This window comes from Variovorax ginsengisoli (assembly GCF_030486595.1).
GTDB classification, from domain to species: Bacteria; Pseudomonadota; Gammaproteobacteria; order Burkholderiales; family Burkholderiaceae_C; genus Variovorax; species Variovorax ginsengisoli_B.
This window is the reverse complement of record NZ_JAUJZH010000003.1, coordinates 52,153-74,585: the sequence shown is the minus strand read 5'-3', so window position 1 is coordinate 74,585 and position 22,433 is coordinate 52,153. Positions and strand designations below refer to the sequence as shown.

The 22,433-nt window shown below is 68.5% G+C and carries 19 protein-coding genes; 13 read left to right on the top strand and 6 right to left on the bottom strand.

Annotated features, from left to right (window positions below; genetic code table 11):
• The first annotated feature begins 22 nt into the window (after positions 1-22).
• The 3 genes from QZH52_RS04975 to QZH52_RS04965 are packed head-to-tail and all read left to right on the top strand — an operon-like array spanning position 23 to position 2,518.
• Complete coding sequence (locus QZH52_RS04975; RefSeq protein ID WP_301804790.1) at positions 23-604, top strand: Maf family protein; 582 nt, start codon at positions 23-25, stop codon at positions 602-604.
• Entirely contained in the window at positions 601-1,368 is a 768-nt protein-coding gene (locus QZH52_RS04970; RefSeq protein ID WP_301804788.1) for an SAM-dependent methyltransferase, read from the top strand. Before QZH52_RS04975 ends, QZH52_RS04970 begins: the two co-directional genes overlap by 4 nt.
• A gap of 13 nt (positions 1,369-1,381) precedes the next feature.
• Positions 1,382-2,518, top strand: a complete 1,137-nt coding sequence (locus QZH52_RS04965; RefSeq protein WP_301804786.1) for an MFS transporter — start codon at positions 1,382-1,384, stop codon at positions 2,516-2,518.
• A 22-nt stretch (positions 2,519-2,540) separates the two neighbouring features.
• Here QZH52_RS04965 and QZH52_RS04960 read toward each other — a convergent pair whose 3' ends face one another.
• The 4 genes from QZH52_RS04960 to QZH52_RS04945 are packed head-to-tail and all read right to left on the bottom strand — an operon-like array spanning position 2,541 to position 5,663.
• Positions 2,541-3,581, bottom strand: coding sequence for a S49 family peptidase (locus QZH52_RS04960; protein ID WP_301804784.1), 1,041 nt, complete (start codon positions 3,579-3,581; stop codon positions 2,541-2,543).
• A gap of 1 nt (position 3,582) precedes the next feature.
• Positions 3,583-3,945 (bottom strand): Rieske (2Fe-2S) protein, encoded by a 363-nt coding sequence (locus QZH52_RS04955; RefSeq protein WP_301804782.1) that lies wholly within the window; start codon positions 3,943-3,945, stop codon positions 3,583-3,585.
• Between the two features lie 7 nt (positions 3,946-3,952).
• A complete protein-coding gene (locus tag QZH52_RS04950; protein WP_301804778.1) occupies positions 3,953-4,621 on the bottom strand; it encodes an HAD-IA family hydrolase in 669 nt (222 codons plus the stop codon).
• A complete protein-coding gene (locus QZH52_RS04945; RefSeq protein ID WP_286536950.1) occupies positions 4,614-5,663 on the bottom strand; it encodes an RluA family pseudouridine synthase in 1,050 nt (349 codons plus the stop codon). The genes QZH52_RS04950 and QZH52_RS04945 overlap by 8 nt, the downstream gene beginning before the upstream one ends.
• Before the next feature lie 542 nt (positions 5,664-6,205).
• On the opposite strand from QZH52_RS04945, the gene QZH52_RS04940 reads away from it, so the two are divergent.
• From QZH52_RS04940 to QZH52_RS04895, 10 genes are all read left to right on the top strand, one after another.
• Positions 6,206-9,295, top strand: a complete 3,090-nt coding sequence (locus QZH52_RS04940) for an Rne/Rng family ribonuclease (protein WP_301804775.1) — start codon at positions 6,206-6,208, stop codon at positions 9,293-9,295.
• 466 nt (positions 9,296-9,761) lie between these two features.
• Positions 9,762-10,484: a sugar transferase gene (locus QZH52_RS04935; RefSeq protein WP_301804772.1), complete on the top strand. Its 723-nt coding sequence runs from the start codon at positions 9,762-9,764 to the stop codon at positions 10,482-10,484.
• The gene (locus tag QZH52_RS04930; protein ID WP_301804770.1) at positions 10,481-11,917 is read left to right on the top strand and encodes a mannose-1-phosphate guanylyltransferase/mannose-6-phosphate isomerase; all 1,437 of its coding nucleotides are present in this window, start codon (positions 10,481-10,483) and stop codon (positions 11,915-11,917) included. Before QZH52_RS04935 ends, QZH52_RS04930 begins: the two co-directional genes overlap by 4 nt.
• Before the next feature lie 33 nt (positions 11,918-11,950).
• Positions 11,951-12,916, top strand: a complete 966-nt coding sequence (fcl, locus tag QZH52_RS04925) for a GDP-L-fucose synthase (protein WP_301804767.1) — start codon at positions 11,951-11,953, stop codon at positions 12,914-12,916.
• 28 nt (positions 12,917-12,944) lie between these two features.
• Positions 12,945-13,913 (top strand): hypothetical protein, encoded by a 969-nt coding sequence (locus QZH52_RS04920; RefSeq protein ID WP_301804764.1) that lies wholly within the window; start codon positions 12,945-12,947, stop codon positions 13,911-13,913.
• Positions 13,910-14,563, top strand: a complete 654-nt coding sequence (locus QZH52_RS04915) for an acyltransferase (RefSeq protein ID WP_301804761.1) — start codon at positions 13,910-13,912, stop codon at positions 14,561-14,563. The genes QZH52_RS04920 and QZH52_RS04915 overlap by 4 nt, the downstream gene beginning before the upstream one ends.
• The gene (locus QZH52_RS04910; RefSeq protein ID WP_301804758.1) at positions 14,560-15,741 is read left to right on the top strand and encodes a glycosyltransferase family 4 protein; all 1,182 of its coding nucleotides are present in this window, start codon (positions 14,560-14,562) and stop codon (positions 15,739-15,741) included. Before QZH52_RS04915 ends, QZH52_RS04910 begins: the two co-directional genes overlap by 4 nt.
• Positions 15,738-17,081: a hypothetical protein gene (locus QZH52_RS04905; protein WP_301804754.1), complete on the top strand. Its 1,344-nt coding sequence runs from the start codon at positions 15,738-15,740 to the stop codon at positions 17,079-17,081. The genes QZH52_RS04910 and QZH52_RS04905 overlap by 4 nt, the downstream gene beginning before the upstream one ends.
• Positions 17,078-18,298: a glycosyltransferase gene (locus QZH52_RS04900; protein WP_301804751.1), complete on the top strand. Its 1,221-nt coding sequence runs from the start codon at positions 17,078-17,080 to the stop codon at positions 18,296-18,298. The genes QZH52_RS04905 and QZH52_RS04900 overlap by 4 nt, the downstream gene beginning before the upstream one ends.
• Positions 18,295-19,551 carry a glycosyltransferase WbuB gene (locus QZH52_RS04895; RefSeq protein ID WP_301804748.1) on the top strand — a complete coding sequence of 419 codons (1,257 nt, stop codon included), beginning with the start codon at positions 18,295-18,297 and terminating at the stop codon, positions 19,549-19,551. The genes QZH52_RS04900 and QZH52_RS04895 overlap by 4 nt, the downstream gene beginning before the upstream one ends.
• Positions 19,552-19,730: 179 nt before the next feature.
• Here the strand turns inward: QZH52_RS04895 and QZH52_RS04890 are convergent, their stop codons facing one another.
• Both QZH52_RS04890 and QZH52_RS04885 read right to left on the bottom strand, forming a co-directional pair.
• Positions 19,731-21,983 carry a polysaccharide biosynthesis tyrosine autokinase gene (locus tag QZH52_RS04890; RefSeq protein ID WP_301804745.1) on the bottom strand — a complete coding sequence of 751 codons (2,253 nt, stop codon included), beginning with the start codon at positions 21,981-21,983 and terminating at the stop codon, positions 19,731-19,733.
• Positions 21,980-22,420, bottom strand: coding sequence for a low molecular weight protein-tyrosine-phosphatase (locus QZH52_RS04885; RefSeq protein ID WP_301805747.1), 441 nt, complete (start codon positions 22,418-22,420; stop codon positions 21,980-21,982). Before QZH52_RS04885 ends, QZH52_RS04890 begins: the two co-directional genes overlap by 4 nt.
• Positions 22,421-22,433: the final 13 nt, after the last annotated feature.

The window sequence follows — 22,433 nt, the reverse complement described above, 5'->3', positions numbered from 1 at the left end:
CCGCTCACGCACAATCGGGACCATGCAACGCCAAGTGATCCTTGCCTCGACCTCCCGCTACCGGCGCGAACTGCTGACGCGCCTGCGGCTGCCCTTCGACGTCCAGGCGCCGGAGGTGGACGAAACCCCGCTGCCGGGCGAAGCGCCGCGCGCGCTGGCCGAGCGGCTGGCGCTCGAGAAGGCGAACGCGGTCGCCCGCCACTTTCCGCAGGCCGTCGTGATCGGCTCCGACCAGGTCGCCGACCTCGCGGGCGAGCCCCTGGGCAAGCCCGGCGACCACGCGCGCGCCACCGAACAACTGCGGCGCATGCGCGGCCAGACCCTGGTCTTCCAGACCGCGGTCGCAGTGGTCTGTCACGCCAGCGGCTTCGCCGAGCGCGACCTGGCGCCGGTCCGGGTGGTCTTTCGCGATCTGGAAGACGCCGCGATCGAGCGCTACCTGCGCGCCGAGGAGCCCTACGACTGTGCCGGCAGCGCCAAGAGCGAGGGCCTTGGCATCGCGCTGCTGGAGGCGATCGACAGCGACGACCCCACCGCGCTGGTCGGCCTGCCGCTCATCCGCACCGCGCGCATGCTGCGCGCCGCCGGAGTCGACCTGCTGTGAGCACCCCGGCCCTGGGAAAGCTTTACCTGGTGCCGGCGCCGCTCGATTTCGGCTGCGACGAACAGGCACCGCTCGAAGACGCGCTGCCGCGCGGCACGCTGGCGACGGCCGCCGGCATCACCCACTGGATCTGCGAGAACGCCAAGTCGGCGCGCGCCTACCTCAAGCGCATCGATGCCGTCTGCCCGCTTGCGGTGTCCTTGCAGTCGCAGCAGATCCAGGAGTTGCCGCGCGAAGTCCACAAGAAGGGCGATCATGCGGGGCAGTTCGATGCCCGGCCCCTGCTCGCGCCCGCCCTCGCCGGCCACGATGTCGGACTGCTCAGCGAGGCCGGCATGCCGGCGGTGGCCGATCCCGGCTCGTCGGTGGCCCGGGCTGCGCACGAGCTCGGCATCGTCGTGATTCCGCTCACAGGACCGGTCTCCCTGCTGCTCGCCCTGGCGGCCAGCGGCCTCAACGGCCAGAACTTCGCCTTTGTCGGCTACCTGCCGCAGGAAGCCGACGCGCGCACCCAGCGGATCCGCGAACTCGAATCGCTCGCGCTGCGAACCGGCCAGACCCAGCTCTTCATCGAGACACCCTACCGCAACGCCGCCCTGCTGCAGGCGCTGACCCAGACGCTGCAGCACAACACCCGGCTGGCCGTGGCGCGTGGACTGACGCTCGCCTCCAGCAGCGTGCGCAGCGACACGGTGAAGGGATGGCGCGCCAAGCCGATGGCGGCCGACGCCCGCGCGCCGGCGGTGTTCGCGATCGGCCGCTGAGGCCCGCTCGCAGATGGAAATTTCCAACCGCATGCGCTGGGCTGCGCGGGCGCAATTCTTCTGTTCGGGCTTCGTCTTCGCGACCTGGGGCGTGCACATCCCGACCGTGAAGGCCCACTACGGCGTCGACGAGGCGGAACTCGGCCTCGCGATGCTGGCCGCCGGCGTCGGCGCCCTGGTCGGCCTGACCCAGGCCAGCCGCTGGATCGGCCGCGCGGGCGCCCGCCGAACCGCCGCCGTCTGCGGCGCGACCTACGCCCTGCTGCTCGCCGGCCTGCTGGCGATGCCGACCTTCACCGCCCTGCTCGGGCTGCTGGCGGTGTTCGGCATCGTCACCAGCGTGTTCGACGTCGCGATCAACGCCGAAGCCGCACAGCTGGAGCTTCGCTGCGGGCAGCCGCTGATGAGCGGGATGCACGGCATGTTCAGCCTGGGCGGCATGGTCGGTGCCGTGACCGGCGGCGCCGCGCTCGCGGCCGGGCTGCGCCCCCAGTTCCACCTGCTGCTCGTGTCCGGCGCAATGGCCTTGACCGTCGTCGTGGCGGCCCGCTCGATGCTCCCGCGCGAGGCCACGGCCTCTGCCAGCGCCGATCACGGTTTCCGGCTGCCGCGCGGCGCGCTGGCGCTGCTGGGCCTGCTGGCGGCGCTGGGACTGATCGCCGAGGGTGCGATCTACGACTGGAGCGTGCTCTACCTGCAGCAGGAACTCGGCAGCCCGCAGCAGCAGGCGGCGCTGGCCTACGCCAGCTTCTCGGCGGCGATGGCGCTGGCCCGATTCGGCGGCGATGCGCTTCGCGCCCGCTTCGCGCCGCCCGTGCTGCTGCGCGCCAGCGCATTGCTGGCCGCGGGGTCGATGGCCCTGGTGCTGCTGACCGACCGGCCCTGGCTCGCACTGGTCGGCTTCGCCGGGGTCGGCGTCGGCTTCGCCAATGTGGTGCCGATCCTGTTCGCGGCTTCGGCGAGGGTGCCGGGCGTGGAGCCCACCCGCGGCATCGCGGGCGTGTCGGCGTTGGCCTATCTCGGCTTCATGGCGGGCCCGCCGGTGATCGGCTTCCTGGCCCAGGTCAGTTCACTGACCCATGCGCTCTATCTGGTGGTGGCCTTCGCCGCGGCACTGGCGCTCTCGGCGCGTCACGTCGATCCGGCGTGACAGCAGCGGCCCGGCGGCCGGCTCAGCGCAGGGCCGGCGCTGCGTGCAGGGCCCGGACCGATGCATCCGCCAGCGCCGCGCCGAACTTCTTGGCCAATTTTTCGGCGACGTTGTCGCGGCGCGTGTAGTCGATCACTTCCTCGGCCTTGATGACGTCGCGGGCGACGAAGTCGACATTGCCGAGCTGGTCGGCGAGGCCCAGTTCGATCGACTGCTGGCCGCTCCAGAACAGGCCGCTGAAGAGCCCCGGCGTGTCGGTCTTGAGCCGATCGCCGCGACCGCTCTTGACCACCTCGATGAACTGGTTGTGGATCTGGTCGAGCATCTGCTGCGCGTGCGCCTTCTGGGCGTCGTTCAAGGGGCTGAACGGGTCCATGAAGCCTTTGTTGTCGCCCGCCGTGAGCAGCCGGCGCTCGACGCCCACCTTGTCCATCAGGCCGGTGAAGCCGAAGCCGTCCATCAGCACGCCGATGCTGCCCACGATGCTGGCCTTGTCGACGAAGATCTTGTCGGTCGCGGCGGCGATGTAGTAGGCCGCCGAGGCGCAGGTTTCCTCGACCACCGCATAGACCGGCTTGTTGTACTTGGCGCGCATCCGCTTGATCTCGTCGTTGATGATGCCGGCCTGCACCGGGCTGCCGCCTGGCGAATTGATCAGCAGCACGACGCCCTTGGCGCCGTCGTCCTCGAAGGCCGTCTTCATCGCGGCGACCACGAATTCGGCGCTGGCATCGGCACCGGCGGCGATCTCGCCCTTGATCTCGATCACCGCGGTGTGCGGCGTTGCCTTGGCGGATGCGGGCGTGCCGCGCGACATCGCGAACCAGAGCAGGAAGACGAAGAACGCGAGCCAGCTCAGCCGGACGAAGGTCTTCCAGCGGCGGGTGGCGCGCTGCTCGCGCACCGCGGCAAAAGCCAGCTTCTCGAGCGTCGCGCGCTCCCAGCCCGGCGATGAGGTCGGATCGTTCTTTGCCATGGTTCTCGTGCCGTCTGCGGAAAGTGGGGGCGCCGTGCGCTCGAAGGGCTCGAAACCCTCGGGCTCCGTGCGGTTGGAATCGGTCATGTCAGAAGGCTGCTTGAAGGTTCCAGGCAGTATGCCAGTGCACCACGCCGTCCCGCTCGCTCAGTGCGATCTTCACGAGGCCGCCGCGGCAGGGCCCGCCGGCGCATTCACCGGTGTCCGGCTTGTACACCGCGCCATGGGTCGCGCACAGCAGCCACTGGCCCGAGTCGTCGAAGAAGCGGTCGGGCTGGAAGTCCATTTCCATCGCCACGTGGCTGCAGCGGTTCAGGTAGGCATGGGGCGCGCCTTCGAAGCGCACCGCGAAGGCGCGGCAGGTCTCGCCACCATGGACGACGTCGAACGGCACCGCCCGGCCGCCCTCGACCAAGTCGGCCGAGTTGCACAGGGGAATCGGCTCGATCATGGCAGCCTCAGGCGTTCGCGGCCAGCCACTGCGAGAGCCCGGCGACCGAGTGCGCCACGTGCAGCGGCGCCAGGGCGTCGAAGCTGTCCGGCGCATGGGCGCCGTAGCTGACGCCGACACCGGCGCAGCCGGCATTGATCGCCAGTTGCAGATCGTGCGTGGTGTCGCCGATCATGAGCGTGCGGTCGGCCGGGGTTTCCAGCTCTTCCATCAGTTCGAGCAGCATGCGCGGGTGCGGCTTGCCGTAGGTCTCGTCGGCGGTGCGGGAGGCGTCGAAGCGATCGCGCAGCGCAACGGTGGACAGGGCTTCGTCCAGCCCGCGGCGCGACTTGCCGGTGGCCACCGCCAGCTTGTGGCCGCGCGCACGAAGGGCATCGAGCATCTCCAGCACGCCGTCGAACAGCACCAGGTCGTCCTGGTGCTGCAGGAAGTGGAAGCGGTAGCGGTGGCCCAGTTCGGCGTATTTCTCCTTCGGCACGTCCGGCGCGGCGCGGGCCAGCGCCTCGGCCAGGCCGAGGCCGATCACCCAGGCGGCGTCGCTCTCGCTCGGCCTGGCGCCGCCGACGTCGACCACGGCGGCCTGGATGCAGCGGGCGATCAGCCGCGTGGAGTCGTACAGGGTGCCGTCCCAGTCGAAGGCGATCAGGTCGAAGCGGCGGGGTCGGGTGTCAGTCATGGGCTTGGACGAAAGGATGGGTGGCGAGTGCATCGAGCGCGGCGGGCGGCATCAGTGCATGCAGTTCGGGCGGCAGGTCGGCTTGCAGCGCGACCCGCTCGGCGCTCGCGGGATGGGTGAACTGGAGCCGCCACGCATGAAGGAACATGCGCTTGAGGCCCAGCTTCTGCAAGGCCCGGTTGCGCTCGAAGACGCCGTATTTGTCATCGCCGGCGATCGGATGCCCGGCCGAGGCGAGATGGACGCGGATCTGGTGGGTGCGGCCGGTCTTGATGGTCACGGCCAGCAGGGAGAAGCCGGCGGCATCGCCGGCGAGCGGGAAGCGGGCGAGCACCCTGACCAGCGTGACCGCGCGCATCGCGTCCGGGTGGTCCTTGGCGACCACCCGGACCCGCCGTTCCCCCTCGGCGGCGCCCGCGGCCGTCGGCAGCAGGTACTTGGCCAGCGGCGCGTCGAGCACTTTCTTGTTGGCCGGCCAGGCACCTTCGACCAGCGCCAGGTAGGTCTTGCCGGTCTCGCGCTCGCGGAACTGGTCCTGCAGCGCGGTCAGGGCACTGCGCTTCTTGGCCACCAGCAGGATGCCGGAAGTCTCGCGGTCCAGCCGGTGCACCAGTTCGAGGAAGCGCGCCGCCGGCCGGGCCCGCCGCAGCTGCTCGATCACACCGAAACTGACGCCGCTGCCGCCGTGCACCGCGACCCCGGCCGGCTTGTCGATCGCCAGCAGCGATTCGTCCTCGAGCAGCAGCGGGAATTCGCGCGCCGGCGCCGCCGGCGTGGCGCCCTCCTCCGCGCGCGCCGACACCCGCACCGGCGGCAGCCGCAGTACGTCGCCCGCGGCCAGCCGCGACTCGGCCTGGGCACGTCCCTTGTTGATGCGCACCTCGCCGGATCGGATGATCCGGTAGACGTGGGTCTTGGGCACGCCCTTGAGATGGCGGAACAGGTAGTTGTCCAGCCTTTGGCCGGCGGAATCCTCGTCGACCGTCAGAAAGCGAACTTCTGCCGCCGCGGGGGCCGGCTTCGCACCTATAATGTTTTTCACCAGCGCGGTCTTGTAAGTGCTTGATTAATCAGAAGTTTAGAGCACTGCAGGGAGCGCTGTGAGGTCGATGCCGCTTTGGGGCAGCGTCCGCAGGCCACGCGCAAGAGCGCAAGGCGGCGGGCCCTGTCCCCGAGTCAAGCCGACGCCCACGAAACACCGATACGGAATACCCAGCCGGCAGGCCCCAATCTGCCGGCGGATCGAAGCGAGTCCCTTGTGTTGATGCTGCTGATTCAACTGATCCTGCGCTGGCAAAAGCCGGCAGCGTCAGCCATTGAATCTCCGCCAGCGCGCGCCACCCCTGCGCCAGCTGCTATTAAACCAATAGCAGATCGACACCTCATGCGGCTTGCGCTCATCCACGCGCCCCCACCCCGTCTGACATCGAGTTGACTCTCGGTGTGGTTGGCCGCGTTCGCGCGGTCGGCCCCAGCAGCCTGGGTTTAGCGGCAATTCCTTCGTTTCGTGAGCGTCGTCCGTGCATCGTTAGGTCCGTCATGGACCGGTAAGAGCGATACGAACAGACATAAGGACAACGCATCATGAAACGGATGCTGATCAACGCCACGCAGCCTGAAGAGCGCCGCCTGGCCATCGTCGACGGGCAAAAGCTCCTCGACTACGAAATCGAGATCGAAGGGCGCGAACAGCGCAAGGGCAACATCTACAAGGCCGTCGTCACGCGCGTCGAGCCTTCGCTGGAAGCCTGCTTCGTCGACTACGGCGAAGACCGCCACGGCTTCCTGCCGTTCAAGGAAATCTCCAAGCAGTACTTCGCCGAGGGCGTCTCGGCCAGCCAGGCCCGGATCCAGGACGCGATCCGCGAAGGCCAGGAACTGGTGGTGCAGGTCGAGAAGGAAGAGCGCGGCAACAAGGGCGCGGCCCTGACGACCTTCATCTCGCTGGCCGGCCGCTATGTCGTGCTGATGCCGAACAACCCGCGCGGCGGCGGCGTCAGCCGGCGCATCGAGGGCGACGACCGGGCCGAGCTCAAGGAGGCGATGGACCAGCTGGAGTACCCGAAGGGCGCCAGCATCATCGCCCGCACCGCCGGCATCGGCCGCTCGGCGCCCGAGCTGCAATGGGACCTGAACTACCTGCTCAAGCTCTGGAGCGCCATCGACGGCGCCGCCAAGGGCGCCAAGGGCGCCTTCCTGATCTACCAGGAATCCTCGCTGGTGATCCGCGCGATCCGTGACTATTTCAATCACGACATCGGCGACATCCTCATCGACACCGACGACATCTACGACCAGGCGCAGCAGTTCATGGCGCACGTGATGCCCGAGCATGCCGCCCGGGTGAAGCGCTACCGCGACGACGCCGCCCTGTTCAGCCGCTTCCAGATCGAGCACCAGATCGAATCGGCCTATGCCCGCACGGTGCAGCTGCCGAGCGGCGGCGCGATCGTGATCGACCACACCGAGGCGCTGGTCTCGGTCGACGTCAACTCGGCCCGCGCCATCAAGGGCGGCGACATCGAGGAGACCGCGACCCGCACCAACCTCGAAGCGGCCGACGAAGTGGCGCGCCAGATGCGCCTGCGCGACCTCGGCGGCCTGATCGTGATCGACTTCATCGACATGGACGAGTCGAAGAACCGTCGCGAGGTCGAAAGCCGCCTGCGCGACGCGCTGCGGCAAGACCGCGCCCGCGTCCAGTTCGGCTCGATCAGCAAGTTCGGCCTGATGGAAATGAGCCGCCAGCGCCTGAAGCCGGCGCTCAGCGAAGGCTCGTCGATCCCCTGCCCGCGCTGCGGCGGCTCGGGCCACATCCGCGACACCGAATCGAGCGCGCTGCAGATCCTGCGCATCATTCAGGAAGAGTCGATGAAGGACAACACGGCCGCCGTGCATGTCCAGGTGCCGGTCGAGGTGGCGTCGTTCCTGCTGAACGAGAAGCGTCCCGAGATCGCCAAGATCGAACTCAAGCAGCGCGTGACCGTGCTGATGGTGCCCAACAAGACGCTCGAGACGCCCAACTACAAGCTCGAGCGCCTGAAGCACGACGATCCGCGCCTCGACCACATCGAGGCCAGCTACAAGATGGCCGACGAGATCGAGGACCCGACCTCGGTCACGCGCCGATCGCAAGAGCCGACCAACAAGCAGACGCCGGTGATCAAGGGCGTGCTGCCCGACGCGCCGGCGCCGGTCGCGGTGCCGAAGCCCGAAGCGGTGCGTCCGCCGGTGGCGGCACCGGCGCCCGTCGCAGCCCCCGCACCGGTGGCGGTGCCTGCGAAATCGGCCGAATCCGGCCTGTTCGGCTGGATCAAGAGCCTGTTCGGCGGCACCCCGGCCGCCGCGCCGGCGCCGGCACCGGCCGTGATTCCGGTCGAGGCGCCGAAGCCGCGCCGCGAAGGCCGCGATGGACGCGGCGGACGCGATGGCGAAGGCGCGCGCACCGCGCGCGACGGCGAGCAACGCCGTGGCGGCCGTGGTGAAGGCCGCGGCGGCCGGGATGGCGAGGCCCGCGGTGGCGAAGGCCGTGGCGGCGAACGCCGCGGCGGCCGCGGCGGCGAGCGCCGTGATGGCGAGCGCCGCGAAGGCCGCGAAACCCGCGGCGAGGCGCGCACCGACAGCCAGGTCCGTGAACCGAGGGAGCCCCGCGAGGCGCGTGAACCGCGCGAAGCCCGCGCCCCGCGCGAAGGCGAGCGCCGCGGCCGCGGCGAACGCCGCGACGGCGAAGCCCGCCCGTTGCCGGCCGAAGCCGCCGACGTGCAATTCGACGTCCAGGCGCTCGCGCCGAATGCCGGCGAGGGCAGCGAAGCAGCCGTCCCGGCCGAGCGCGCACCGCGCAGCGGACGCGGCGAGCGCCGTGAACGCAGCGAGCGCAACGGCGACGGCGGCCGCGAACGCAATGGCGACATGGCCCGCGACGCCCAGGGCGAAGCCAGCCCGGACGGCGCTCCGAACGAGCGCGGCGCACGCAGCGGGCGTGGCGAAGACCGCCCGCCGCGCGGCGAGCGAGGCGACGGCCGACGCGAGCGGCGCAGCGACGCGCCGGCACGCCTGCCGGAAGCAGCGGGCACAGCCGGTTCGGCGATGCCCGAAGCGGGCGCGGTCGGCGCCTCCGACGCCCCGGGCAGCGAAGACCAGGGCGACGCGCCACCGCGCCGTGACGGCGAAGAACGCCGCGGCCGTTCGCGCGACCGCTACGGTCGTGACCGGCGCGAGCGCGGCCCGCGCGAGGAAGCCGGCGAGGCAGAGACCGCGCCCACGGCCACTGCCCCTGTCGAAGCGGAAGAAGTCGTCGCCAGGTCGAGCCTGCCGCCGGCGCCGGTGCGCACGGAGCGCCCGGTCGCGCCGCCCGCGGCACCGATCGTGGTCGAGGCCAAGGCGCCCTCCTCGCGGGCCCTGCCGAAGGTCCAGCCCTTCGAGCTGCCGCTCGACGAGCTGGCCCAGGTGGCGGAAGGCTCGGGTCTGCACTGGGTCAACTCGGACGCCGAACGCGTGGCCGAGGTGCGGGCTGCGATTGCCGCCGAGCCCAAGCCCCAGCATGTGCCTCGCGAGCGCCCGCCGGCGATCGTGATCGACGAGGGTCCGCTGGTGCTGGTGGAGACCCGCCGCGACCTGGCATCGATGACGCTGCCCTTCGAGGACGCAGCCCGCGGCGTCGGCGCGACGCACTGAGGCGGCGGCGGAGATCGGGCGAGAGCCGGTCTCCTCTCCGACGCATTCCATTCAAGGGAGGCCTTTCGGCCTCCCTTTTTCGTTTCTGATGTACGCCCGTCGCCGATTTTCGACCGTTCATCGGCTGGTTGGGTCGGCAATCCGGGGCGCCGGGGGGCGTTTCACAAACGAAACCATCGGTATTAATCCGCGAAAGCGCGAATGGCGTGCAGAAACAACACCAGGATGTTCGTCCGCGTTAACAATTTGTTATACAAAAGGACTACACTTGAAATCGCTGAGCCGGCCCCCGCCCTTTGTTGAGACCCGGAGAAGAGGGACCAGCCTACGCCTTTTGGAGGACTATGTAAGGCTTTTGATGACACCACGAAGGCCACAACATATGTTCAAATTCTTGCCGATAGTAGTAAAGCGTTACACTGCCCCGCTCTAGGTTGAGGCAGTACCCGTTACGGGGGAATTTCAGATGTTTCGTTCCGATTCGACAACCACCGGCAACGTGGTCCGACGCTTTCCCCCAGACGGCGGGGGCCCGTCCGCGCCGCCGCTGGAGGCCACCCTGCCCCGGCTTTCGCTCGGTCAGCGCATCATCAAGCGCGCCATCGACATTGTCGGGGCGCTGGTCTTCTTCACCCTCTTCGGCCCGCTCTACCTCATGGTGGCCCTGGGCGTGCTGATCAGCATGGGCCGGCCGGTGCACTTCTGGCAAACACGACTCGGCGAACGCGGCCAGCGCTTCCGCTTCTACAAGTTCCGCTCGATGGTGCGCAATTCGGACCATGTCCTTGACGAGTTCCTGAGCCGCAGCGACATGGCGCGTACCGAGTGGGACACGTTCCAGAAGCTGGAAAAGGACCCCCGCATCACGCCGATCGGCGCGGTCATCCGCAAGCTGAGCCTGGACGAACTGCCACAGTTCTGGAACGTCCTCAAGGGTGACATGAGTCTGGTCGGCCCGCGGCCCTGCATGGAGCGCCAGCGCAGCCTCTATGGCCGCGGCTGGACGCACTACTGCGCGATGCGCCCCGGGATCACCGGCCTCTGGCAGGTCAGCGGCCGCAACCGGCTCTCCTATGCGCGCCGGGTCGAACTCGACGTGGAATACGTCACCAACTGGTCGCTGTGGCTCGACATCAAGATCCTGTTCAGGACCGTGCGCGCCGTCGTCAGCGGGGAGGGTTCACGGTGACCCGCATCCAGCCGGTCATCCTGTGCGGCGGCAGCGGCACCCGGCTCTGGCCGCTGTCGCGCAAGACGCTGCCCAAGCAGTTCGCGCCGCTGATCGGCAACAAGAGCCTGTTGCTGCTGACGCTCGAGCGTCTGCGCCGGCTCAATCCCGAAGTGACCTGCGTGGCCGCGGAGGAGCACCGATTCCTGGTGCAGGAGGCGATCGACGCCGCACTGGTGAGCGGCAAGCAGCTGCTCGAGCCGGTGGCCCGCAACACCGCCGCGGCGATGGCAGCCGTTGCGCTGCTGGCCGACCCGGAGGAACTGCTGCTGTTCGCGCCGGCCGATCACCACATCCCGGAGGCCGATCGCTTCGTCGCCACGATCCAGAAGGGCATCCCGGCGGCGCAGGCCGGCTACCTCGTGACCTTCGGCGTCGATCCGTCGTTCCCCAGCACGGCCTACGGCTACATCCGCCAGGGCCAGCCGCTCGAGGCCGCACTGGGCGACGAGGCCGGCCATGCGGTCGCCGCCTTCATCGAGAAGCCGGGGGCGGAGCGCGCCGAGCAATTGCTGCTCGAAGGCGGCCACCTGTGGAATGCGGGCATCCTGCTGGTCCAGGCCAAGGTCCTGATCGCGGCGCTGCAGGCGCATGCCCCGGACATCCTGGAAAGCTGCAGGCTGGCCACCGTCGCGATCGAAACCGACGGCGACTTCTTGCGCATGGACGGCCCGGCCTTCGGGCGCTGCCGCAGCCAGAGCATCGACTACGCCGTGCTCGAGAAATGCGATCGGGTCGCGGTCATCCCTTTCCAGGGACGGTGGAGCGATGTGGGCAGCTGGAACGCAGTGGCCGACCTCCACGACACCGATGCCAACGGCAACCGGATCAGCGGCCAGGGCTTCGCCATGGGCGCGACCAACACCTTCATTCACGCGCCGAGCCGCCCGGTGGTGGCGCTCGGCACCAAGGACCTGCTGGTGGTCGACACGCCGGACGCGCTGCTGGTCGTGCACCGCGATTGCGCCGAGCAGGTCAAGGACGTGGTCGCGCTCTTGACGACCCACGGCCACAGCCAGGCCACCCGGCACCGCCGCATTCCAAGGCCCTGGGGCGCCTACGACAGCATCGACGACGGCGAGCGCTTCGCGGTCAAGCGGCTGACGGTCAAGCCGGGTGCGCGGCTGGCGCTGCGGATGCACCACCATCGCGCCGAGCACTGGGTGGTGGTCAAGGGGACGGCGCGCGTGGTGTGCGACGACAAGACGGTGCTGGTCAAGGAGAACGAGTCGATCTACATCCCCGTCGGTGCGGTCTATCGGCTGGAGAACGCCGGCAAGATGGCCCTCGAAGTGGTCGAGGTCCAGACCGGCGGCTACCTGGGCGAGGACGACATCGTGCGGTTCGCCGATGTAGAGTCGCTCGACATTGGCGACGCGAAGAAGCTCGCCTGAATTTTCCAACAGCGCCCTGGCGAGATTTTTCCAATGAACGAGTTGCACAAGCGGATTTTCGTGGCGGGCCATCGCGGCATGGTCGGCAGCGCCATCGTGCGCTGCCTCGAGGCGCGGGGCTACACCCGGATCATCACCCGCAGCCGCGAAGAGCTCGACCTCACCGAACAGGCGCAGGTGCGCGCCTTCTTCGCCGAAGAGCGCCCCGAGGAGGTCTATGTCGCGGCCGCGAAGGTCGGCGGCATCCACGCCAACAACAGCTATCCGGCCGAGTTCATCTATTCGAATCTGATGGTCGAAGCCAACCTGGTCCACGAATCGTGGCGCAGCGGCGTCGCGAGGCTGCTGTTCCTCGGCTCCAGCTGCATTTACCCGCGGCTCGCGCAGCAGCCGATGTCGGAAGACGCGCTGCTGACCGGCAAGCTGGAGCCGACCAATGAGCCCTATGCGGTCGCCAAGATCGCCGGCATCAAGCTCTGCGAGAGCTACAACCGCCAGTACGGTTGCGACTTCCGCAGCGTGATGCCGACCAATCTTTACGGGCCGGGCGACAACTACCACCCGGAGAACAGCCATGTGCTGCCGGCGATGATCCGGCGCTTCCACGAAGCGAAGACCCACGGCGCGCCGAGCGTCGTGATCTGGGGCACCGGCTCGCCGAAGCGGGAGTTCCTCCACGTCGACGACATGGCGCGCGCCTGCGTGCATGTGATGGACCTGCCGCGCGAAACCTATGCCGCCCACACTGAAGTGATGGCCAGCCACCTCAACATCGGCAGCGGCGAAGACCTGTCGATCGCCGCGCTCGCGCAGCTGGTGAGCGAGGTGGTGGGCTATCAGGGCAGCATCCACTACGACACCAGCAAGCCCGACGGCGCGCCGCGCAAGCTGCTGGACGTCTCCCGCATTCGCGGGCTCGGCTGGACGCCCGAGGTGGCATTGCGCGCGGGCATCGAGCACGCCTACGAAGATTTCTGCAGCGAAGCCCTGGTCGCCTGAGGCGGCCCGTAGCCGCTGCATTTCCACCATGGGCGCCTCCTTTCTGTCCCTCATTCCGCCGGGCTCCGGCGGCGTGCGGGACTATGCGAGCGTGATCGGCCAGTCGCTGCAGGCCCCGCCGTTCGAGATAACCCGCACGACCGATATTTCGTCGCTTTCGGGCGACTGCCTGCTGCTGCATTTCAGCGGCTACGGCTACCACAAGCGCGGCGTGCCGGTCTGGCTGGTCGAGCAGGTGCGCCGCCTGCGCAGCCGCTTCCAGGCCTTCGGCGTGGTGTTCCACGAACTGTACGCCTCCAGTCCGCCATGGGGTTCCGCCTTCTGGCTCGGCGCCTGGCAGAAGCGGATTGCCCGGGACCTGCTCGATCTCTCGGATTTCTGGCTGACCAACCGGGAGGAGTCCGGCCGCTGGCTGCTGGCGCGGCGCGAAGCCGCACCGCATCGGGTGCTGCCCGTGTTTTCGAACGTGGGCGAGCCGGCATCGATCGACGCCGACAGGGCGCCGCACCTGGTCGTCTTCGGCGGTCCCGGCGTGCGCGCCAACGTCTATCAATGGGCTGGTGGCGAAGTGTTCGACTGCGCCCGCCGAAAAGGGCTGGTGATTCACGACATCGGTCCGCCGCTGCAGGATGCCCAGCTGGCGCAGCGCCTGGTCCAGGAGAAGGCCGTCGTGCACGGCAAGCTGTCGGCGCAGGCGGTGAGCCAGGCCCTTTCCGGCGCCAGCTATGGCGCCCTTTCGTATCCCCTGGACTACGCCTCGAAGAGCGGCGTGCTGGCCGCCTACAGCGCACACGGCCTGTGCCCGATCCTGCTCTGGGACGACTACCGGCCGCATGACGGGCTGGTCGCCAACCTCAACTACCTGCCCGGCTTCGCCGCACTCGAGAACGTCGACGCACGCACCGTCGGCCGCCAGGCGCGCCAATGGTACGAGCCGCATCGCGTCGACGCCCATGTCGCCGCGCTCAGGGCGATGCGCAGCGAGGCCAGGCGATGAGCGATATCAGCTACTTGTGGAGCTTGCGCGAACGCCCGGCGCTCGGATCGCGACGCTGGTGCATCGTCTGGGCCAAGCGGGCCCTGCATTTCGTCGCGCTGCTCAAGATCGTCATGGCGCGGCGCAGCTTCCGCGCCCGTGGGGTCCAGGTGGGCGCGCTGTCGATCCTCGACCGCTTCACGCTCGAGGGCCCGGCCTCCCACCTGAGCGTCGGCGAGCACTGCTTCATCTCGGGCTCGACGGAGATCGTCGCCCTCGACCAGGTCCGCATCGGATCGCGGGTCGTCATCAACGACCGGGTCACGATCCTCACGGCCAGCCATCATGTCGGGGATCCGGGCTGGCGATCTTTCAAGAAACCGGTGCGCATCGACGACTACGCCTGGATCGCCGTCGGCGCAACCATCCTCCCGGGCGTCACGATCGGCTACGGCGCGGTGGTGGGCGCGGGCGCGGTGGTCGCCAAGGACGTGCCGCCGCTGGCGGTCGCGACCGGCAATCCGGCCGTCATCCGCCTGAACGCACGCCCGGCTGACCTCTGCTACGACCCGGTCGCCCTGCTCCCTGCTTTCGAGGCCTGGATCGGACGCCGTGCCGATCCGGCCGGTCCAGCGAATTCGCCCGTGCACGGCGTCGAGCCGCGGCCATGACCCCGGTCCTGGTCACGCACCCCGGGTTGCAGCATTCGCACCAGCTCGCCCTGGCGCTGTACGAGCGTTCGCTGCTGCAGTCGTTCTGGTCCGGCGTGCCGGTGGTGGCCGAAGGCGAAACGCTGCCATGGTGGCTGCCCGCCGGCTACCGCTCCAAGGTCCGCACCGTCGACATCCCGCGCGCGCTGCGGCGCCATCCGGCGCGTTTCCAGCTGGCCCTGCGGATGTCGAACCGGGTGAACCTCGGCATCCCGGCTTCCGACATGGTCCATCGCGTGTTCCACTGGTTCGACCACTGGGCCGCGCGGCAAATCCGGCAGTTCAAACCCAAGGTCGTCGTCGCCTACGAAAACGCGGCCTTCCACACCTTCCAGGCGGCCAAGGCGATCGGCGCGCGCTGCGTGCTGGATGCGGCCGCCTTCCACCACCAGACCGCGGCCCGACTGCTGGGCACGCCGGCGACCCCCTACACGCCCGAGATCAATCGCCGCAAGGACGAGGAGATCCGGTTGGCCGACCTGATCCTGACTTGCTCGCCACTGGCCGCGGAGAGCTACATCGCGAATGGCGTGCCGGGCGACAGGCTCCGACCCATGATGCTCGGCGCCGAGCGGCCGCCCGGCCTGCCCGGCTGGCAGGCCCATGACGGCCCGCCGCGCTTCGTCTTTGCCGGCGCGTTGAGCCGGCTCAAGTCGATCGACAGCATCGTCGCCGCCTTCCGGCGGCTGCATGCCGAAGGCATCGCCTATGACCTGGAGTTCGTCGGCGGCGTCGCCGACGCCGAATTGCTGCGCTCGGTGCTGGCCACGCCTCATGCCCGCCATACGCCGAACGTGCCGCAGAGCGAGCTGTTCTCGATCCTCGCGCGCGCCGACTGCCTGCTGCTGCCCTCGCGCTTCGATTCGTTCGGCATGGTGGTCGCCGAGGCCATGGCATGCGGCACACCCGCCGTGGTCTCGACGAACACCGGCGCCAAGGCGATGATCGAGGCCTTTCCGGGCAGTGGCTGGATCGTCGAGCCGGGGGTGGAGTCGTTGCACGCACAGTTGCGGCAACTGGCGCAAAGGCCCGAGCAGTTGCATGCGGCCCGGTCCATGGCGCGCCAGTCCGGCGATGCCTTTTCGTGGGCCAGCTATCGACAGCGGGCCGGAGAGTTGTTCGAGGAATTTGTTCAATGAGTACGACCGCCTCCATCTCGTACGCAGCGGCGCGGCCGGCGTCGATGACCCGTGCGGGCAAGGCCTTCATCGCGGTGTTCCTGATCGTCGTGCTGGAGGGCGCGGTGCGCAAATGGGTGGCCTCGTCGGCCACCTTGCCGCTGCTGCTGGCGCGCGACCTGCTGGCAATCTACGTGATCGCCTATGCCCTGCGCAACGGCGCCCTGCGCCGGCAAAAGGCCATCACCCAGGTACTGCTCGCATGGTCCTGCCTGGTCATCGCCTGGGGCTTGCTGCAGCTCGTCGTCGGCGAGAGTTCGCCCCCGGTGCTGCTGATCGGGCTGCGCTTCTGGCTGCTGTACATCTGGTTCGGGGTGGCCGCCGCCGCCACGATGAACGAAGCCGACTACCGCGCCGCCATGCGGGTGGCCGCCTGGAGCCTGCTTCTCATGACCCCGCTGGTCGTGCTGCAGCACTTCTCCCCTCCGGGTGCACGCATCAACAGCCAGATCGACGGCGACGAGTCCGACGTCTTCCTGGTGATCGCCGACGTCGTGCGCACCACCGGCACCTTCAGTTTCACGGCCGGCTACGCAACCTACCTGGCCCTGATGGCGCCCCTGGTGCTCGCGGCCGCCGGAGCGCGCAAGCGGCCCGGCCGCCAGACGCTGTTCGCGGCGGCGCTGTTCGCTGCCTTTGTTGTCTCGAGCATGGTGAGCGGCTCGCGCGCCACCGTCATCCTGTCAGGCCTGATGGTCGTCGGCTACTTCCTCGCCCGGCTCTGGCTGGCACCGGGCAAGGGCAGGGCCGGGGCGATCGTAGGCGTGATCGCCGGGATGCTGCTGCTCGCCGTTCTGCTCTATGTCTTCCGCGGTGCCATCGCGATCACCGAGCAACGATTCCAGGAGGCTTCCGAGGTCGAGACGTTCTGGGGCCGCATTTTCACCATCTTCATCGGCCAATCCGCGGCATTCGACGACTTCACCTGGATCGGCTACGGCATCGGCCTGGGCTCCAACCTGGCCAGCTATGTACGCACCGGCAGCACCGGCGTCTTCGCGCTGGCCGAAGTCGAGTCCAGCCGGATCCTGCTCGAGGGCGGCCTGATCGGCTATGTGTTCACCGCCATCAAGGTGGGCGTCATCGTCGTCGGTGTCCGCAAGGCCTGGCGACTGTCCAAGCGCCTGCACTCGGCCTACCCGATCCTGCTGTGGGCGCTGGTCTCTCTCGCGCTGCTGACCTGGTCGGCCATCGGGCAGCTGACGGCCCACGCCCTGTTCGGACTCATGCTGGCGTTCGGTCTGCTCGTGTTCCGGCATCCGACGGTCGAGTTCTTTCCTCCTCGCCATTCATCCACGTGAGATTGCTGCACCTGATCACCAAGGTCGATCCTCGCGCCGGCGGACCGATCGAAGGCGTGCTTCGCATCCATGAGGCACTGGTGGCGCTCGGCCACGAGAGCGAGCTGGTTTCGCTCGACGATCCGGCTGCACCCTGGGTTCGCGATTGCCCGGCACCGCTCCATGCGCTGGGCCCTTCGCGCGGCGCCTACCAGTACAACCCCGACGCGGTCGCGTGGCTGCGCGCGCACGCGGGCCGCTACGACGCGGTGATCGTCAACGGCCTTTGGCAGTACGCCGGCTTCGCGGCCTGGCGGGCCCTGCGTTCGGCGCCCACCCCCTATTTCGTCTACACCCACGGCATGCTCGATCCGTGGTTCAAGCGGCGATATCCGCTCAAGCACCTGAAGAAGTGGCTCTACTGGCCCTGGGCGGAGTACCGCGTGCTGCGCGATGCCGCGGCAGTGATCTTCACCTGCGAGGAAGAACGCCTGCTCGCTCGCCAGTCCTTCTGGCTCTACCGCGCCCGGGAAGTGGTCGGCTCGTACGGCACCTCCGAGCCGCCTTCGGATGCCGCCGCGCTGAGCGAAGCCTTCCTGGCCCGCTTTCCCGAGCTTCGCGGCAAGCGCTCGCTGCTGTATCTCGGCCGCATCCACGAAAAAAAGGGCGGCGACCTGCTGGTCGACGCATTCGCCCGTGTCGCCACCGAATCGCCGGAACTCCAACTCGTGATGGCCGGGCCAGGCGACAAGCGCCTGGTCGCGCAACTGCAGAATCGCGCCACCGAGCTCGGCGTGGCAGGGCGGATCACCTGGACCGGCATGCTGCAGGGCGACCTCAAATGGGGCGCTTTCCATTCGGCGGACGCGTTCTGCCTGCCCTCGCACCAGGAAAACTTCGGCATCGCCGTGGTCGAGGCGCTGGCCTGCGGAAAGCCCGTCTTGATCAGCGACAAGGTCAACATCTGGCGCGAGATCGTGCAGGACGGCGCCGGCCTGGTGGCCCCGGACACATTGGCCGGCACCGTCGACACGCTGCAGCGCTGGCTGGCGCTGTCGCCGACCGAGGTCGCCGCCATGCGGCTCGCGGCGCGGCGGTCGTTCCGCGATCGCTTCCAGGTCGAGCAGGTCGCGCAGACCCTGGTCCGGATCGTCAGCGAACGAGCGCCGGGGCCGGGCAGCGCTGCACCGGCGGATGCTCGCCCAGCCAAGGCCGCCATGCTGCCCGAGAGTCAATGAAACTACTCGTCTACGGAATCAACTTCGCACCGGAACTGACCGGGATCGGCAAGTACACAGGCGAGATGGTGGCCTGGCTCGCAGCCAGGGGGCACGAGGTCCGCGTCGTGACGGCCCCGCCCTACTACCCGGATTGGTCGGTCCGGCCGGGCTACAGCGGATCGCGTTACGCCCGCGAGGACTGGCACGGCGCCACCGTCTTTCGCACGCCGCTGTGGGTGCCGCGCAAGGTGACCGGGTTGAAGCGACTGGTCCACCTGGCGAGCTTCGCGCTGTCGAGCCTGCCCACGCTGCTTGCCCAATGGCGCTGGAAACCCGACGTCGTGTGGGTGACCGAGCCGCCGCTGTTCTGCTCGCCGGCGGCGCTGGCCTTCGCCCGGCTGCGCTCGGCGAAGGCGTGGCTGCACATTCAGGACTACGAGGTCGACGCGGCCTTCGAGCTCGGCCTGCTCAAGGGCGACCGCGTGCGCTCGATCGTGGCCGCGACGGAGCGCGGCCTGATGCGGCGCTTCGATCGCATCTCGACCATCTCCTCGCGCATGATGGAGCGCGCCAGCAGCAAGGGCACCGAAGCCGCGCGGCTGGTCTCGCTGCCGAACTGGGCCGACGTGTCGGCGGTGCAGCCGCTGCGGGTGGCCAGCCCCTATCGCGCCGAACTGGGCATCGCGCACGATGCCGTGGTGGCGCTCTATTCGGGCAACATGGGCGCCAAGCAGGGCCTCGAGCTGCTGGCCGAGATGGCGCAGCTGCTGCAGGGGCGGCCTGGTCTGGAGTTCGTGTTTTGCGGCAACGGCGCCGGCCGCGCCGACCTGATGCAGCGCTGCGAGAAGCTCGCGAACGTGCGCTTCCTCGACTTGCAGCCGGTCGAGCGCCTGGGCGACCTGCTGGGCCTTGCCGACATCCATCTGCTGCCGCAGCGCGCGGACGCCGCCGACCTCGTGATGCCGTCCAAGCTCACCGGCATGCTCAGCAGCGGCCGCCCGGTGGTCGCCGGCGCGAGGCCCGAAACCGAACTCGGCAAGGTCGCTTCGCAATGCGGCATCGCCGTGGCCCCGGACGACGTCCGCGCTTTCGCGGATGCGGTGCTGACGCTGGCCTCCCAGCCCGATCTGCGCCGCGAACTGAGCCTGCGCGCCCGCGCCTTCGCCGAAGCCAACTTCGACCGCGACGCCGTGCTCGCCCGCTTCGAGAAGGACCTCGAAGCCTGCATCGGCATCCCCGCAACAAGAAGAGCCGGCGAAGTCCGGCTCTAGCTGCAGAAACACCGCGGAACCGGCTCTGCCGGGCCGCTGGTGCTGCCCCCGGTAGGGGGCTGAGGAGCCGCGGCTGCAAGCCTGCCTGCGCAGGCTTGGACGGCTCCGAAGGGCCGCTGCCTCTGGCAGCGACTCGAGGCGCCCGGACACGAAGTACCGGGCAACCTGGGGGGCGCGAGCTACTGCTCTTCGGGCAGGATGCTCTCGTAGTTGTAGCTGGTGTAGCGGTAGCGGCCGTACTTGTAGGCGGCGTAGGTCCTGCGATTGACGTTCATGCCGTTGAGCAGCACGCCGGTCGCCGCCTTGCCGCCCATGGCGAGGCGTCGGGTGCTCTCCTTCAGCTCGCCCATCGTCGACAGGTTGGCGCGCGCCACCAGCAGCACGGTGCCCACATGCGTCGCCACCGTGCTGGTGTCGGCGGCGACCAGCACCGGCGGCGCGTCGATGACCACCAGGTCGTACTGCTCGGAGAGGCGTTCGAGGGTCGACTTGAACGAGTCCGACACCAGCAGTTCGGCGGGGTTCGGCGGCAACTGGCCGGTCGCCAGGAAGTCCAGGCTGGGCACCACCTGGCGGTGCACGGTCTGCTGGATCGTCAAGCTGCCGGCGATCAACTCGGAAAGGCCTCCATGGCGCTGCAGGCCGAAGTACTGATGCGTGTGGCCGCGCCGCAGGTCAGCGTCGATCAACAGCGTGCGGCGACCGGCCGCGGCCATCAGTGCAGCGAAATTGGCGGCGACGAAGCTCTTGCCCACGCCCGGCGTCGGTCCGGTGATGAGCACCCGGTTGTTGGGGGATTCGAGCATCGCGAACTGCATGGCGGTTCGCAGGCTGCGCAGGCTTTCGACGGCCGGATCGTCGGCCTTCTCGATCGTCAGCAGGCGCACCCCGGTCGCGCCGCTCAGGCGCCGCGCCGCGATCGCCTCCTGCGCCGGGCTCAAGGGAATGGTCGAGAACACGGGCAGGCCGATGTCGGCCTCGACCTCGTGCGGATCCCGCAGGCGCTGCTCGACGAAGGCGTTTCGCAGGAAGGCGGCGCAGACGCCGAGGAACAGGCCCAGTGCCAAGGCCGAGGCGATGATGACCTGGCGGTTCGGCTTGATCGGCAATGCCGGCGGAATCGCCTCGTCGAGCACCCGTACATTGCCCACCTTGCCCTCCTTGACCAGCCGCAGCTGCATGGCGTTGTTGAGCAGGGACTGATAGAGCTCGGTGTTCACCCTGACGTCGCGCTCCATGCGCACCGCTTCCTGTTGGAGGGCAGGCAGCCCCTTGATTCGGGTCTGGATGTTGGCGATGTCCGAGCGCAGCGCCGCGATCTGGCCATCCAGCGTCTGCACCAACGGATGATTGGAGGTGAAGCGCGCTTCGAGTTCCCGTCGACGCTGCTCGGCGTCCAGCAATTTGCTCTGGCGGTCGACCGCCTGGGTCAGGACCGACGACGCCTCCTCGGTGAAGGAGACCACCCCCTTCTGGTTCCGGAAGCGGTTGTAGGTTTCTTCGGCCGCTTCCATCTGGCGCTTGTACTGGGGCAGCTGGACGTCCAGGAAGGCCAGCGTCTTGCGCGCTTCGGCCGCCTTGCGCTCGACGTTCTGCAGCACGTACTGCTCACCGACGGCATTCAGGATCTGCGCCGCCCGGTCGGGATTGTTGTCCTGCAGCGTCACGTTGATGATGCCCGAGGACTTGCCGCGTTCGCTCAATCCGAGCCCGGCCTGCAAACCGAGCGTGGTCGGCAGCGTGCCAAGACGCTGCAGGTTGAACTCGGCGCCCGGCTTGCCGGCCAGCCGGCTGATCGTGAGATCGATCGGCCCGGCCGCTGTCTGCGCCTTCAGCGGCGTGCCGACCGTGCCGCTCAACGGCTTCGACAGCATCGGCGAGGCCAGCGTGAACTGGCCGCCTTCCTGGGCGGTCACCGTGAAGAGCGAGCCCTCCAGCGCTTTCGGAACATCGAACTGCGACACCTCGATCAGTTCACGCCCCGACACATAGCCGCCGAAGCCGAGGAATCCGGGGTCGGAGAGCCCCGTCGATCGCCGCGCCAGCCAGCCACCGACATAGGGGACATAGCGCGGGCTGGCATCGATGTAGAGCTTGATCGCCTCGACCGCCTTGCCGGCGATCATGCGCGACCGGATGATTTCCATTTCTGCGGTGCCCGGCGTCTTCACGTCGAACAGGGCGCCGCCGGCTTCGCTCAAGATCCCCTTGTTGCCTTCGGGATCTTCCACCTGGATCACCAGGTTGGACTCATAGACCGGCCGTTCGAGCAGTGCATACGCCACGCCGCCCAGGAAGACGATCAGCGTGATGAAGGCGATGAGCCACTTGTTCGCCACCAGCACTTCGAGGTAGTGCCCGATATTGAAATCCTGCTCCTCCGCCGTATCGAACGAACTGGGATTGGATTTGGGGGTGAGTGTGGAATTCATCGACTGGATACTCTTGAAATGCGTTGGACCCATTGCTGGGTGCCGTCTTCGATGAGCGTCAGCGCACGCTCGAAAGAGGCGCGACCGGCACCATACGGGTCCGGCACGTCCTGATCGCTGAACTCACACAGGCGAAATACCTTGCCGGCGGCAAACAGGTAGCGCTCCTCGACCGACCGGCGCTGCATGCCGTCCATGACAAGGATCAGGTCGGCGCGCTGGCAGGCATCGAGGCCGATCTGTTTCGCGCGATGCGATTCGATGGAAATGCCGCGCTGGCTCATCAGGTCGCGGGCGATTTCGTCCGCCGGCTCCCCCACCATGGCGGCCAGCCCCGCGGACGCGACCTGCGCGTCGGGCAGCGCGGCGGTGAGCAGGCCTTCGGCCATCGGACTGCGGCAGATGTTCCCGATACACACGACAAGGATGTTCCTGATGGTCACGATCGGT

What these genes read in the sequence shown, in the direction of transcription:
- QZH52_RS04935 (WP_301804772.1), top strand. Translation starts at nt 9,762, where the DNA reads ATGTTTCGTTCCGATTCGACAACCACCGGCAACGTGGTCCGACGCTTT.
- QZH52_RS04940 (WP_301804775.1), top strand. Translation starts at nt 6,206, where the DNA reads ATGAAACGGATGCTGATCAACGCCACGCAGCCTGAAGAGCGCCGCCTG.
- QZH52_RS04960 (WP_301804784.1), bottom strand. Translation starts at nt 3,581, where the DNA reads ATGACCGATTCCAACCGCACGGAGCCCGAGGGTTTCGAGCCCTTCGAG.
- QZH52_RS04910 (WP_301804758.1), top strand. Translation starts at nt 14,560, where the DNA reads ATGACCCCGGTCCTGGTCACGCACCCCGGGTTGCAGCATTCGCACCAG.
- QZH52_RS04955 (WP_301804782.1), bottom strand. Translation starts at nt 3,945, where the DNA reads ATGATCGAGCCGATTCCCCTGTGCAACTCGGCCGACTTGGTCGAGGGC.
- QZH52_RS04975 (WP_301804790.1), top strand. Translation starts at nt 23, where the DNA reads ATGCAACGCCAAGTGATCCTTGCCTCGACCTCCCGCTACCGGCGCGAA.
- QZH52_RS04905 (WP_301804754.1), top strand. Translation starts at nt 15,738, where the DNA reads ATGAGTACGACCGCCTCCATCTCGTACGCAGCGGCGCGGCCGGCGTCG.
- QZH52_RS04895 (WP_301804748.1), top strand. Translation starts at nt 18,295, where the DNA reads ATGAAACTACTCGTCTACGGAATCAACTTCGCACCGGAACTGACCGGG.
- fcl (WP_301804767.1), top strand. Translation starts at nt 11,951, where the DNA reads ATGAACGAGTTGCACAAGCGGATTTTCGTGGCGGGCCATCGCGGCATG.
- QZH52_RS04915 (WP_301804761.1), top strand. Translation starts at nt 13,910, where the DNA reads ATGAGCGATATCAGCTACTTGTGGAGCTTGCGCGAACGCCCGGCGCTC.
- QZH52_RS04950 (WP_301804778.1), bottom strand. Translation starts at nt 4,621, where the DNA reads ATGACTGACACCCGACCCCGCCGCTTCGACCTGATCGCCTTCGACTGG.
- QZH52_RS04920 (WP_301804764.1), top strand. Translation starts at nt 12,945, where the DNA reads ATGGGCGCCTCCTTTCTGTCCCTCATTCCGCCGGGCTCCGGCGGCGTG.
- QZH52_RS04890 (WP_301804745.1), bottom strand. Translation starts at nt 21,983, where the DNA reads ATGAATTCCACACTCACCCCCAAATCCAATCCCAGTTCGTTCGATACG.
- QZH52_RS04965 (WP_301804786.1), top strand. Translation starts at nt 1,382, where the DNA reads ATGGAAATTTCCAACCGCATGCGCTGGGCTGCGCGGGCGCAATTCTTC.